General features: G+C 43.8%; 12 protein-coding genes. All 12 read right to left on the bottom strand.

Annotated elements, in window-relative coordinates; translation table 11 throughout:
• Window positions 1–3: 3 nt before the first annotated feature.
• The 12 genes from DK428_RS07475 to rsmH all read right to left on the bottom strand — a co-directional run bounded on the left by DK428_RS07475 (window position 4) and on the right by rsmH (window position 13,951).
• On the bottom strand, window positions 4–771 hold the full coding sequence (locus DK428_RS07475) for a cell division protein FtsQ/DivIB (RefSeq protein ID WP_109063475.1): 768 nt from the start codon (window positions 769–771) through the stop codon (window positions 4–6).
• Window positions 768–1,697: a D-alanine--D-alanine ligase gene (locus tag DK428_RS07470; protein ID WP_109063474.1), complete on the bottom strand. Its 930-nt coding sequence runs from the start codon at window positions 1,695–1,697 to the stop codon at window positions 768–770. Before DK428_RS07470 ends, DK428_RS07475 begins: the two co-directional genes overlap by 4 nt.
• A 16-nt stretch (window positions 1,698–1,713) precedes the next feature.
• Window positions 1,714–3,144, bottom strand: coding sequence for a UDP-N-acetylmuramate--L-alanine ligase (gene murC, locus DK428_RS07465; protein WP_109063473.1), 1,431 nt, complete (start codon window positions 3,142–3,144; stop codon window positions 1,714–1,716).
• Between the two features lie 61 nt (window positions 3,145–3,205).
• On the bottom strand, window positions 3,206–4,270 hold the full coding sequence (murG, locus tag DK428_RS07460) for an undecaprenyldiphospho-muramoylpentapeptide beta-N-acetylglucosaminyltransferase (RefSeq protein ID WP_109063472.1): 1,065 nt from the start codon (window positions 4,268–4,270) through the stop codon (window positions 3,206–3,208).
• A gap of 39 nt (window positions 4,271–4,309) precedes the next feature.
• Window positions 4,310–5,500, bottom strand: a complete 1,191-nt coding sequence (gene ftsW / locus DK428_RS07455; protein ID WP_065294557.1) for a putative lipid II flippase FtsW — start codon at window positions 5,498–5,500, stop codon at window positions 4,310–4,312.
• An 18-nt stretch (window positions 5,501–5,518) separates the two neighbouring features.
• Window positions 5,519–6,835, bottom strand: a complete 1,317-nt coding sequence (gene murD, locus DK428_RS07450) for a UDP-N-acetylmuramoyl-L-alanine--D-glutamate ligase (RefSeq protein WP_109063471.1) — start codon at window positions 6,833–6,835, stop codon at window positions 5,519–5,521.
• A 39-nt stretch (window positions 6,836–6,874) separates the two neighbouring features.
• The gene (mraY, locus tag DK428_RS07445) at window positions 6,875–7,960 is read right to left on the bottom strand and encodes a phospho-N-acetylmuramoyl-pentapeptide-transferase (protein WP_109063470.1); all 1,086 of its coding nucleotides are present in this window, start codon (window positions 7,958–7,960) and stop codon (window positions 6,875–6,877) included.
• Complete coding sequence (gene murF, locus DK428_RS07440) at window positions 7,954–9,333, bottom strand: UDP-N-acetylmuramoyl-tripeptide--D-alanyl-D-alanine ligase (RefSeq protein WP_109063469.1); 1,380 nt, start codon at window positions 9,331–9,333, stop codon at window positions 7,954–7,956. Before murF ends, mraY begins: the two co-directional genes overlap by 7 nt.
• 7 nt (window positions 9,334–9,340) lie before the next feature.
• Window positions 9,341–10,807 (bottom strand): UDP-N-acetylmuramoyl-L-alanyl-D-glutamate--2,6-diaminopimelate ligase, encoded by a 1,467-nt coding sequence (gene murE / locus DK428_RS07435; protein ID WP_109063468.1) that lies wholly within the window; start codon window positions 10,805–10,807, stop codon window positions 9,341–9,343.
• 17 nt (window positions 10,808–10,824) lie between these two features.
• Entirely contained in the window at window positions 10,825–12,648 is a 1,824-nt protein-coding gene (gene ftsI / locus DK428_RS07430; RefSeq protein WP_109063467.1) for a peptidoglycan glycosyltransferase FtsI, read from the bottom strand.
• A gap of 17 nt (window positions 12,649–12,665) precedes the next feature.
• Window positions 12,666–12,983, bottom strand: a complete 318-nt coding sequence (gene ftsL, locus DK428_RS07425; RefSeq protein ID WP_109063466.1) for a cell division protein FtsL — start codon at window positions 12,981–12,983, stop codon at window positions 12,666–12,668.
• Window positions 12,983–13,951 (bottom strand): 16S rRNA (cytosine(1402)-N(4))-methyltransferase RsmH, encoded by a 969-nt coding sequence (gene rsmH / locus DK428_RS07420; protein ID WP_109063465.1) that lies wholly within the window; start codon window positions 13,949–13,951, stop codon window positions 12,983–12,985. Before rsmH ends, ftsL begins: the two co-directional genes overlap by 1 nt.
• Window positions 13,952–14,023 lie beyond the last annotated feature (72 nt).

The raw sequence follows: 14,023 nt of genomic DNA, 5'->3' as shown, positions 1-14,023 counted from the left end.
TATTTAATTAACATCCACCATACCTACCGCAGCACCGGAAGCATAACGCAAATCGACGTAAGATAATTTCTTATTTTCAGGAATTTCAATCTGCGGATAAATAGTGACGAAACGATCAAGTTTAGTTTTCCAGTCACCACGCCCAAGTTTCAATACCACATCATTATCCAATACCACTTGCCATGCACCACGCGCATCAATAGCAACAGCTTTCAAATTCAAGCCTTTTTGTTTTAAATCGGCATAAATTCTATTCCACGCATCAAGTACTTTCTCACTTTGGAAATCAGGGCCGGCTAAGCGGGGTAGATGAGTTTCTTTTAATTTACTCATAGGCAGTTGAAAAACCACGCCATCATCAGAGAGAAAATCACTTTCATTCCAAATTGCAACGGGTTTATATTCCGTTACCCAAATGCTTAATTTATTCGGCCACATTTTTCGTACAACAGCGCCTTTTACCCAAGGCATTGTCTCAATTTGCTCACGAATAATATCTGCATCCTGTCCGAAAAAGCCTTTTAAATCGCCCATTTTCAACAAAGCATCGCGTACATCCGCGTCAGTCGTAAAACTTGGTGTTCCAACTAAAGCAAATGCACTGATAGGCTTACTATCTAATTTTTCTAGAAAACTTTGCCAATTTGAATAAGAATAGAACAATATGCCAACGCATAATAGCACAAGTAATAATTTAATTTGCACAAAAACTTTTGATTTTGGCTCACCATATCTTATATTTTGTGTTGCTTTGCGTTTTAATAAATTCATTCCGCACTCAACTCTAAAATTTTCTCAACCAGTTGCTCAAAAGAATAGCCGACGGTTGCTGCAGATTTTGGGAATAAGCTGTGACTGGTCATGCCCGGGTTAGTGTTGACTTCCACTAAACGGAACTTCCCTTCGGCATCGGCCATCACGTCAATACGGCTCCAACCACGACACCCGACCACATCATAGGCCTGTTTCACCAAACGACGTAATTCCTGCTCACGCGCTTCAGTTAAGCCGGCCGGGCAAAAATATTGTGTATTATCGGAAATATATTTTGCATCATAATCATAGAACTCGCCTTCCGGCACGATTTTAATGGAAGGCAACACTTCGCCATCCAACACCGGGACGGTGAATTCATCACCGGCAAGCCATTCTTCGATAAGTACGGTGCGATCAAATTTAAGCGCAAAATCCACCGCACTTTCTAACTCTTCAACGGCTTTCACTTTCGTTAAACCGACACTAGAACCTTCCAAAGAAGGTTTAACCATCAACGGCAAACCTAGCTTTTTGACCACAGCCACCGGGTTTAAGTTTATTCTATTTTCCGTAGTGACAATTTCCATCTCAGCCACCGGCAATCCAAAGGCTTTCCATAACATTTTCGTGCGCATTTTATCCATGGTTAACGCTGACGCCATTACACCACAACCGGTGTATGGAAGCCCAATTTGCTCCAATAATCCTTGCATGGTGCCATCTTCACCGCCGCGACCGTGCAAAATATTAAATACGCGATCAAACCCTTGTTCTTTTAATGTCGCTACCGGAAATATTTTTGGATCAATCGGATGGGCATCATAACCTTGTTTGCGTAATGCCACTAATACTGCGTTGCCGGAATTTAGCGAAACCTCACGTTCTGCCGATGTACCGCCAAGTAATACGGCAATCTTTTCTTGCTTTAATGTTTTACTCATTTTGTTATCCACTTACTTATTCTTTCATCCAACGTTCTACTAACTGGCGTGAAAGTTTACTCACGCTACCGGCGCCTTGCGCCAAAATTAAATCGCCATCTTGAATAATTTGATCGAGCACGTCACCTAATTGTGCCGTATCCGATACCAAAATCGGATCCACTTTGCCCAAATTACGAATCGAACGACACAACGCCTTACTGTCCGCACCTACAATTGGCGACTCACCTGCCGGGTACACATCCAACATAATTAAGGCATCGACTTGTGACAACACTTGCACAAAATCATCAAATAAATCCCTAGTACGAGAATAACGATGTGGTTGGAAAATCATCACAACGCGCTTATTTTCCCAACCTTGGCGTGCTGCCTGAATAGTCACACCAACCTCGGTCGGATGGTGACCATAATCGTCCACCAACATTACTTTACCGTTCGGACGGATAAATTGACCTAACTGATCGAAACGACGCCCTGCTCCTTGGAAATTCGCCAATGCGGCTAAAATCGCTTCGTTTTTAATGCCTTCTTCTTTCGCCACCACTAACGCTGCTGTGGCATTTAAGGCATTATGGCGTCCAGGCACATTTAATAGTACATCAATGCGTTCGCCATTCGGACAAATCACTGTGTAATGCCCTTGGAAACCGGTTTGTTGATAATCTTCAATACGATAATCAGCGTTCTCGCTGAAACCATAAGTAATCACCTGACGCCCGACTTGCGGCACCAAACCCATTAAATCGGCATCATCGGCACACAACACAGCCAAACCATAAAATGGCAAATTATGTAAGAAATTCACATAGGTTTGCTTCATTTCATCAAAATCACCGTGATAGGTATCCATATGATCCGGCTCAATATTGGTCACAATAGAAATCATCGGTTGCAAGTGCAAGAAAGAAGCATCGCTTTCATCCGCTTCAGCGATTAAATAACGACTACAGCCCAAATGAGCGTTAGTTCCCGCCGACTTTACCAAGCCGCCATTAACAAAGGTTGGATCCAACCCGGCTTGAGCATAAATCATAGACACCATCGCCGTAGTGGTCGTTTTACCATGGGTACCGGCAACAGCGATCCCGTGACGAAAACGCATTAATTCGGCCAACATTTGGGCACGTTGGATTACCGGAATGCGGGCTTTTTTGGCAGCCATCACTTCCGGGTTATCCCCATGAATCGCGGAAGAAATCACCACCACGCTGGCGCCAATAATATTTTCTGCGCTATGTCCAATAAACACCTTCGCACCGGCTTTAGTCAAACGCTGAGTCACGGCGCTTTCAGCAATATCCGAGCCGGAAATGCAATACCCTTCGTTCAATAAAATTTCCGCGATACCGCACATTCCCGCGCCACCAATACCGATAAAATGAATTTGTTTCACACGGCGCATTTCCGGAATGATGTTTCTAATCTGTTGATGATAATTGTCCATTGATATTTTCCCTTTTACTCGGCCGTTAAAAAACATTTGAAAAAACGACCGCACTTTTCGTTTAATTCGCTACGTCTTCGATCACATCGGCAACCCGTTTGGCTGATAGTGGTGTTGCCATTTTTTGGGCATTTAATGCCATGGTGAGTAATTTTTCACGCTCTGCCAACAAAGGCGTTAATGCTTGTAATAGACGTTCTTCGGTAAATTCCGGCTGCTCAATAATCAGCGCAGCACCTGCATCGGCCAAATATTTGGCATTCAGAAATTGCTGACGATCTTTATGCTGAAACGGCACAAAAATTGCCGGTGTACCTACTGCTGCCAGTTCACATACCGTTAACGCACCTGAGCGGCAAATCACTAAATCCGCCCACGCATAGGCCTCAGCCATATCATCAATAAATTCCGTTGCGGCACCATTGCCGTTTGCCCGATAAATCTCTTCAATCCCCGCTAAATTGCCTTTGCCCACTTGATGACGCACATGAATATCATAACCCTGTGCCGTTAATTTCGCGGCAACTTGCGGTACGGTTTGATTTAACACACGCGCGCCTTGACTACCGCCTACCACTAAAATGCGCAAGGTTTTATCACGCTCTGCAAAACGCACTTCCGGTGTTGCTGTTTGGAATAAATCACGACGCACCGGATTGCCCACGACTTCAGCATCAGGAAAAGCATTTGGAAATGCCTGTAATACACGAGTTGCAATTTTTGACAACCAGTGGTTGGTTAGTCCCGCAATAGCATTTTGTTCATGTAAGACTACCGGCACGCCACAAAGTTTTGCCGCAATGCCTCCCGGTCCGGATACATACCCTCCCATGCCTAATACGGCGTTAGGTTGATATTGTTTGATGATTCGGCGCGCCTGACACACCGCACGTAAAATCACAAAAGGCGCGAATAATAAACTCTTGATGCCTTTGCCACGCAAACCTGAAATTTGGATAAATTCAATGGGAATACCGTGTTTTGGCACGAGTTGGGCTTCCATGCGATCTTTGGTGCCTAACCAACGGATTTCCCAGCCGTGTTGTTGTAGTTCTTGTGCAACGGCAATGGCAGGAAAAACATGTCCACCTGTTCCGCCTGCCATCACTAATAATTTTTTACCCATATCTTTTCTCTAAAAACACTAAAAAAACGACCGCACTTTTTAATCATCCCGCAATCGTGCTTGACCACCACGCATTAAGCGGTTTTCATGATCAATGCGTAGCAACATTCCGACAGTGATGGACATAATGATAATACTGGAACCACCGTAACTGATGAGCGGAAAAGTCAAACCTTTGGTTGGTAACATCCCCAGTGCCATACCTAGATTGACGAAACCTTGAAAGAAAATCCAAAAACTGATACCGAAGGCTAAAAAGCCTTTGAAGCGCTGTTCCAAAATTAAAGATTCACGCCCGATTTTCATGGCGCGGAAGACTAATAAGCCGAGTAAAATAATGATGATAAAAATGCCAAAAAAACCAAACTCTTCGCCTACAATTGCCATCACGAAGTCAGTATGCGCTTCCGGCAAATATTCCAGTTTCAACACGGAATTGCCTAACCCTTCGCCAAAAAAGCCGCCACGTCCGAATGCCATAAGGGAGTTGGATAATTGAAAGCCTGTACCGTAAGGGTCCTTAAACGGATCCATAAAACCGGTGATACGTTTCAGACGATAAGCGGAAGACAGAACCAACCAGACAAACATCAACACGCCGACACCAATTAAACCGATGAACTGCCAGAAGTTGGCGCCAACGATAAATAATAAACCAAAAGTGATGATAAATAATACGACAGTACTACCCAAGTCAGGTTGTACTAAAAGGAAACACCCCATTAATCCCATTACCATAAAAGGCTTAAATGCACTTAATTTACGACTGCGTACTTCGTCGTAGCGACGGGTGAAATAACTGGCAAGAAAACAGGTTAACGCTAATTTGGCAAATTCTGCAGGTTGGAAATTAAACAATCCCATGGGAATCCAACGGCGCGCACCATTAACTTCACGACCAATACCGGGGATCATCACAAGGACAAGCAAAATCAACGCAATGCAAAATAATCTCACGTGCCATTTCTCCCATTTTTCCATGGAAATTTGTAAGGTGAAATAACAGGTGATACAGGAAAGGACAATGTAAACCACATCTCGCTTGGCAAAATAAAAAGCATCACTATACAAACGGGTTCCCACCGGAATGGATGCGGACGACACTGCCAATAAACCGATTAATAGTAATACTAAATACAGCCAAAGCAACGTACGATCATACAACAAACTACTTGGTGTGACCGTGGTTGCTTGTAAGCTACTCTCTTTAAACTTATCCCAAAATCCCATGTATTTTCCTAATTTGCCCTAATCTAACGACGAGCTTAATTGCGCTAAACGCGTAAATTCATCGCCACGCGCTTCAAAACAAGGGAATTGATCCAAGCTGGCGCACGCCGGAGATAACAACACCATGTCTCCTGCTTGTAATTGCGGACGAATTGCCGCAATGGCCTGTTCCATGGTGTCAAATAATTGGCTTTGTGGCGAAAGTGCAGCTAACTGTTTGCCATCCTGCCCAAAGCAATAACAAAAAATATGCGGTTGATTAATTAATACAGCCAATTCGGAAAAATCTGCGCCTTTGCCGTCACCACCGAGCAATAAATGCAATTTTCCCTTCACCTGTAAACCGGTTAAGGCCGCAACAGTGCTTCCCACATTGGTCGCTTTAGAATCGTTAATCCAACGTACACCATCTGCCATGTGCGCCAATTGAAAACGATGCTCCAATCCGCCAAACTCACGAAGTGCGGTCTGAATTCCCGATAAATTTATGCCCGCGGCCTGTGCCAAAGCTATAGCGGCCAAGGCATTCATATAATTATGACGTCCGCTTAGTTTCATTTCATCAATGGTCAAAATGGACTCATTACGCGCCATTAAATAAGTGTGGTGTCCATCGGTTTTTAACCAATAATCCGCGTTATTTTGCGCAAAAGAGACTTGTTGTTGCGGGCATTGTGTTGTCGGCAACGTTAAAGCGTCTTCCCCGTTAATGACGGCAGTTTGACAATTATCATAAATTTTGAGTTTGGCGTGGCGATAATCCTGTAAATCGACATAGCGGTTCATGTGATCTTCGGTGACATTTAACACTGTTGCTGCCACAGCTTTGAGAGAATAAGTGGTTTCTAATTGAAAACTGGAAAGCTCCAACACATACAAATCATGTTGTTGATTTAACAAAGAAAGCGCCGGAATGCCGATGTTCCCCCCCATCCCCACACTTAACCCGCCGGCTTTCGCCATCTCCGCGACTAATGTGGTCACAGTACTTTTGCCGTTCGAACCGGTAATCGCCACGATCGGTTTATCCGCTTCACGGCAGAATAATTCAATGTCACCCACCACTTCAACGCCCGCTTGAAGTGCGGTCTGAATTTCAGGTGTTTTTACCGCAAGCCCCGGGCTGATAACAATCAAATCACTTTCCAACAGCCATTGTTGATTTAAGCTACCCGTATGCAACGAAATTTCTTTGCTTAATTGATCGGCACCTGCCGGCTGTTGGCGGGTATCAATCACTCGTACATCCGCCTGTTTGGCACGTAAAAAATCCACACAAGACAATCCCGTCTTGCCTAAACCGATCACGGTGACTTTTTTATTTTGATATTGCATTGAAATTCTCTCTCAAAAACGACCGCTCTTTGATTCGGCTTAACGCAGTTTTAAGGTGACCAAACCGATTAATACGAGCATTAATGAAATGATCCAAAAGCGCACAATAACACGCGGTTCCGGCCAGCCTTTTTTCTCAAAATGATGATGAATCGGCGCCATTAAAAAAATGCGTTGTTTGTTGCGTAATTTATAGGAGCCCACTTGAAGAATGACCGATAGGGTTTCCATCACAAACACCCCACCCATGATGAGCAATAAAAATTCCTGGCGCACCAACACGGCAATCACGCCTAAAGCGCCACCTAAAGCCAACGAGCCCACATCGCCCATAAAGACTTGCGCAGGATAAGTGTTAAACCATAAGAACCCTAAGCCGGCCCCCACAATGGCGGTACAGAATACGACTAATTCGGCACTAAATTTAATATACGGAATGTGTAAATATTCGGCGAAGTTGACGTTACCGGTTGCCCATGCCACCAAAGCAAATGCGCCGGCAACTAACACTGTCGGCATAATAGCCAGACCATCTAAACCATCGGTGAAATTCACCGCATTACTGGATCCCACGATCACGAAATACGATAACACAATATAAAAGACACCAAGTTGCGGCATAAATTCTTTAAAGAATGGCACCACCAAACGGGTTGCGTCCGTATCTTTGCCCATGGCGTACATCCCGAAAATCGCCACTAATGCCACCACGGACAACCAAAAATATTTCCAACGAGCCACTAAGCCATCCGTGTTTTTACGGGTAATTTTGCGGTAATCATCCACAAAACCCACGGTGCCGTAACCGAATAATACGAATAAACTAAACCAAATGTATGGATTTGCCAAATCCGCCCATAACAACGTGCTGACGCCGATGGCGAATAAAATCATCACGCCGCCCATAGTTGGCGTACCTGTTTTCGCGAAATGGCTTTCCGGCCCGTCATTACGTACAACCTGGCCAAATTTCAACATTTGCAGGCGACGAATCACCTTGGGACCAATCCACAAAGAAAGCAAAAGTGCCGTTAATAACGCCAAAATAGCGCGCACGGTGATGTAAGAAATAACGTGAAAATTAGAATAATATTTGGTTAAAAATTCTGCAATCCAAACTAACATAGAAAACTATCCTTCAATAAATCGATCACATTCTCCATTTTCATACTGCGTGATCCTTTCACTAAAACAACGACTTTTTGTTCTGTTAATTGTTGTTTAATTACCGAGATTAAATAATCTGCCAACTCGGTTTTATCCGTAAAATGTTTGCCCGAATTGACCGCACTTATCACTTCTGACGCATGGCCACAAGAAAGCACCAAATCTAATTTGGCGGCGTGCGCAAAATCGGCCACCTCTTGGTGACAAAGCTGTGTATTATCGCCCAATTCCGCCATATCACCAACAACAAAGACGCGAAATGCCGGATATTTTTGCAACACGGAAATAGCGGATTTCATGGAGCCTACGTTAGCGTTGTAGGTATCATCTAAGAGTAAGAGATTTTCACAAGGCTCAATTGGGAACAAGCGCCCTTTCACTTGGGATTTCATCGCCAAGCCGTTTTGTACATCCTGCAAACTGGCACCGACATTCATTGCCAATGCAGTTGCCGCCAAGGCATTGCTGACATTATGTTCACCCAAATAAGAAGAATGAATTTGAATACTGCCTTTTGGCGTATGTAAAAGAAAAGAAGCACCCTGCTCGGAAAATACAATGTTTTCGGCATAATAATCGGCTTGCGGATTATCGTAAGCAAAATATTGCACCGAATGGTCACCGATTTCCGCCTGCCATTTTTGTTGATAATTATGGGCGAGATTAATAATTGCAGTGCCGTTTGAGGTTAGTCCACGGTAAATTTCGCCTTTGGCGGTTGCTACGCCATCAAGAGAACCAAATCCTTCCAAATGTGCAGCCGCCACGTTATTCACCAACGCGACATCAGGTTGCGCCAAGGCGGTGGTATAAGCAATTTCACCGATATGATTCGCGCCAAGTTCAATGACAGCAAATTTATGTTGTTCCGTTAAGCGTAATAATGTGAGTGGCACGCCGATGTCATTGTTGAAGTTGCCGTGGGTAAATAAAACATCGTCAAAATCCACCGCACTTTGCTGCAAAATGGCGGCCGTCATTTCTTTTACGGTGGTCTTGCCGGAAGAGCCTGTCATAGCAACGGTTTTCGGATTAATCTTTTCGCGTAACCATTTGGCAAGTTGTCCGAGCGCCAAACAGGTGTCTTTTACCACTAACTGCGCGATCGAAGCGTTTGTTTGGCCTTCCACTACGGCGGCAATACAACCTTGTTCAGCAGCTTTATCTAAATAATGATGGGCATCAAAATGTTCGCCTTTTAAGGCAAAGAATAAACCTTTCGAGATAGATTGGCGGCTGTCAGTGCTGACGTTTTCTACCGTCAGTGCGCCGTCGCCAAGTAATTGAGCATCTAAAATAGAAGCAAGTTGAGAAAGAGATAATGTAATCATGTTATTTTTAGTGAGATAAATAGTGTCGGGCTACTTCTTGGTCGGAAAAATGGTGCTTGGTTTTGCCGATAATTTGATAATCTTCATGACCTTTACCAGCAATTAAAATAACGTCATTTTCCACCGCACTTTTAATTGCCGTAGCAATGGCTTCTTCACGTTGATGTATCACTTGCACCGCTTGCGGATTAATGAAACCTTTCAAAATATCCGCCATGATTTGGGTATGATCTTCCGTACGCGGATTGTCATCCGTCGCAATCACGTGATCAGATAATTTCTCCGCAATACCCGCCATTAACGGACGTTTACCGCGATCACGATCACCTCCGCAACCAAAAATACACCAAAGTTTGCCATGGCAATGCAACCGCGCTGCCTGTAAGGCTTTTTCTAAAGCATCCGGTGTGTGAGCATAATCTACGATGACAGTGGGTTTATGAGTTACCGTCAACATTTCCATACGACCGCATACACCGTTGAGTTTATTTACGCTGTTCACCAATTCACTTAAAGAATAACCCAAGGTTAACAACGTAGCGGTCACCAATAATAGATTGCTGACATTAAACGCGCCGATTAAAGCACTGTGTAATTCGCCATCCCCCCATGAAGATGCAAACTTGATCACCGCACCTTTATGATGAAAACGCACCTCAACCGCTTTTAACCACTGTGTTTGCTGAGGTGAAAAGTCAGGGTTGGTACTCACGGCAACAGCATTCGGTAATTCCCTCAACCACGCGGCACCTATCGGGTCATCCGCATCAATAATTTGGTAGCGGCTATCTAATTCGGTGAATAACCGTTTTTTGGCTGCCGCATAATTTTCCATGGAATGATGATAATCAAGATGATCTCGACTTAAATTAGTAAATACTGCCGCACTGAAATGCACACCTTCTACACGGTGTTGCACCAAACCATGTGACGATACTTCAATCGCGGCAAAATCGGCTCCCTGAGTGACAAAGTCGGCAAGCGAGGCTTGAATTTCTACTGCCGAACCTGTGGTATTGGCCGCCTCTTTTACTTGACCGAATAAGCCATTCCCAATCGTCCCCATTACGGCAGAGGTGTGCCCTAACAATTGTGTCCATTGGGCTAATAATTGCGTCGTCGTGGTTTTACCGTTGGTGCCCGTCACACCGACTAAGGTAAGGCGCTTGGAGGGAGATTGGTAAAATACATCCGCCAAACGTGAGAGATTTTCGCTTAATTGATAAAAAGCAATCAAAGGAACATTTTGTTCGTAATGAATTTGCAAATGCTGTTGGGCAGAATCGGCCTCAAAAATGACCGCACTTGCACCGCTCTGTAAGGCTTGCGGGATATATTGGCGACCATCGGTTTGATGACCTTTAATCGCAATAAAAAGACAGCCGGCCTTTGCAGTTCGGCTGTCTAGTGTCATGTGGGTAAGATTGACGTCTCCTTCAATATCAATCCCTAAAAGGTGGGTTAATCGGTACATGATTTAATCTCATCAAATTAGTTTACGCCGCTAGGTTTCTTATCACTGAGACGAACCGTACGTCTCGCGGTCTTGTCTTGCTCGACACCATCCGGTGCAACATTATTGGTACGCAAAGCATAGCTCATAATGTTAGAGAAGATCGGTGCAGAAACCGCACCACCATAATATTGACCGGCTTTCGGATCGTTAATTAAAACAACCAAGGCATAACGCGGATCGGTAATTGGCGCAATACCGGCAGTGTAGGCGACATATTTATCAACATAACGCCCGTTTTCTAATTTTTTCGCCGTACCGGTTTTAATACCGACACGATACCCTTCCACCATCGCACGGCCATTTTTAATCGCCACTTTTTCCATCATATTCACAACTTCACGCGTGATTTTTTCGGAGAAAACGCGATTACCGACTACCGGTGGATCCACTTTAGTAATGGAAAGCGGACGATAAATCCCAAAGCTACCTAATGTCACATAAGCACGGGCAATTTGTAACGGGGTCGCATTCAAACCATAACCATAAGCTACGTTAGCACGCTCGATATCTGACCAACGAGCGCGATGCGCGTTTAACAAACCGGATTGTTCGCCGATTAATCCTAAATCCGTTGGTTTGCCTAACCCTGCACTTTGGTAAGTTTCCATTAAAGCATTTGGCGGCATACGTAAAGCCAAACGGCTTACACCACGGTTACTGGAATTTTCTAAAATACCGTCCAAGCTTAATCTATCACGTGGTGCTACGTCTTTGACTTCATGACCATTTAAAATTAACGGTCCGGTATTAATAATTTCATCACGACGCACGGCACCGCGTTGAAGTGCGGTCAAAACGACAAATGGTTTTACCGTAGAACCCGGTTCAAAAGTATCGGTAATGGCGCGGTTACGCGTCAATTCAGATTTCACGCCGGCACGATTATTCGGGTTATACGAAGGCGCATTGGCCATAGCCAACACTTCACCGGTACGCACATCCACCAATACGGCTGTGCCGGATTCCGCTTTGTTTTCCGCCACAGCTTTCTTAATTTCACGATACACCATGGACTGTAATTTTTCATCGATACTCAAGGTCACATCTTGTGCATCGTATTTTTTCACATCGGAAATATTCTCCACGATGTTGCCGAATTTATCTTTACGATAAGTTAATGATCCGGATTTGCCGACCAACATGGAATCAAAGCTCTTTTCAATGCCTTCAATACCTGAACCGTCAATGTTGGTATAACCGATTAAATGTGCGGTCTCCTCCACTCGCGGATAAAAACGACGGGCCTCCGATTTCAAAACAATACCGGTAATTTTTAAATCTTTAACATATTGGGCAAGTGTCGGCGAAATTTGACGGGATAAATACACAAAACGTGATTTCGGGTCTTTCTCCACCCGTTTAACTAAATTGCCATAAGAAATCCCTAAGGCTTCCGCTAGTTTTTGCCAACGTTCTTTGTCTTTTAAAGAATTTTCATCAAAAATAAATTTCGGATCCGCCACCACAGAGTACATTGGTACGCTGACGGATAAAAGTTGACCATTACGATCCAAAATAGAACCGCGCACGAACTGAATTTCTTGTGTGCGCAAAGAACGTTTGTCCGCTTCATCCATTAATGAATCGGCATTCACGATCTGCACATATGCGGCTTGGGTAACAAGGGCGATTAATCCCATAAAAATCAAGCTCAAAGCTGAAATATAACGGGTTTGCAAAAAACTCTTTTCATAGACAATCTTCGGTTTATTGGGTTTTACCGCAGAACCGCCTTGAGATGAGACTTTTGTTGCTTTTTTCGGTTTAATCGGTTTGACTGATTTATTAAACTTGACCATTTTCATCACCTTCCATGCTACTCAAGAATAACAACTTCTTGTTCTGGTGTTGCACGTTGCATGCCTAATTGTTTGGCAATTGCTTCAATTCTCGTATTATCGCTTAGTGTCGCTTCTTCTAATTTTAAATTTAAAAACTCATTTTCAAGTGCCTGGTGCTGCAAGACCAAATCCCCTTTTTCCGCCACCAAACCACGAGTTTGGTGTGTAATCCAAACTGTGCCGAGAGCACTGACGGTAATGGCTAATAACAAGATCAACACTAACTTATTGGAAGTAAATAAATCTTCCATAATGATCTCTTGTAACGGGAATCGATCGTTATTTTCCAACATCAGCTCAATCTCTCCGCAACACGTAATACGGCACTTCTGGCACGCGGATTTTGAGCAATCTCCGCTTCCGTAGGCATAATTGCTTTGCCAATAACTTTTAAAGTTTGATTACGTTGAATTTGGTCTTCACGCAAAGGCAATCCTTTTGGAATCTCCGCACCTTGACTTTGCTTGCGCATGAAATGTTTTACCATGCGATCTTCCAACGAATGAAAGCTAATCACAGACAAACGCCCTGCCGGAGCCAACACGGTTAATGCGGATTGCAACACTTTTTCCAATTCATCCAATTCGGCATTAATAAAAATACGAATAGCTTGAAAACTGCGGGTCGCCGGATGTTTGTGTTTATCTTTGAACGGCACGGTATGTGCAATTAATTCGGCAAGCTGTAAAGTACGGGTTAAAAATTCACTGCCATTTTGCACCGCACTTTTATTGTAATCGACGATAGCTTTGGCTATTTTTTTGGCAAAGCGCTCTTCACCAAAGGTTTTTAACACCCACGCTAAATCTTGTTCGGAAATCTGTTGCAACCATTCAGCAGCAGAAATGCCTTTACTGTCATCCATTCGCATATCCAATGGACCGTCCTTCATGAAACTGAAACCGCGTGCGGCATCATCTAATTGCGGAGAAGATACGCCAAGATCAAGCAAAATACCGTCAATTTTGCCGACTAAACCTAATTTTTCACAAATAGGTAAAATTTCCGAAAACGTGTTGTGTTCAATCTGAAAACGTGGGTCTTGGATTTTTTGGGCTTCCGCTACAGCCTTCGGGTCGCGATCGATAGCGATTAATTTGCCATTAGCGGATAATTTGGAGAGGATCAAGCGGGAATGACCGCCACGACCGAATGTACCGTCAATATAAATACCGTTTTCTTTCAATGCCAAACCATCAACGGTTTCATGTAACAAAACCGTTGAGTGCTCAGCTGACGAAAAAGCATTTAAATGAGTCATAAGTCATTACCAATGGTACATAAAAATTGCAATATAAGACAAAGAGAAGATAGAGCGGCGCAACCGCCGCTT

It is taken from the genome of Aggregatibacter kilianii (assembly GCF_003130255.1).
GTDB lineage: Bacteria > Pseudomonadota > Gammaproteobacteria > Enterobacterales > Pasteurellaceae > Aggregatibacter > Aggregatibacter kilianii.
The sequence above is the reverse complement of the archived record's forward strand: the minus strand, read 5'-3'. Positions and strand labels throughout refer to the sequence as shown.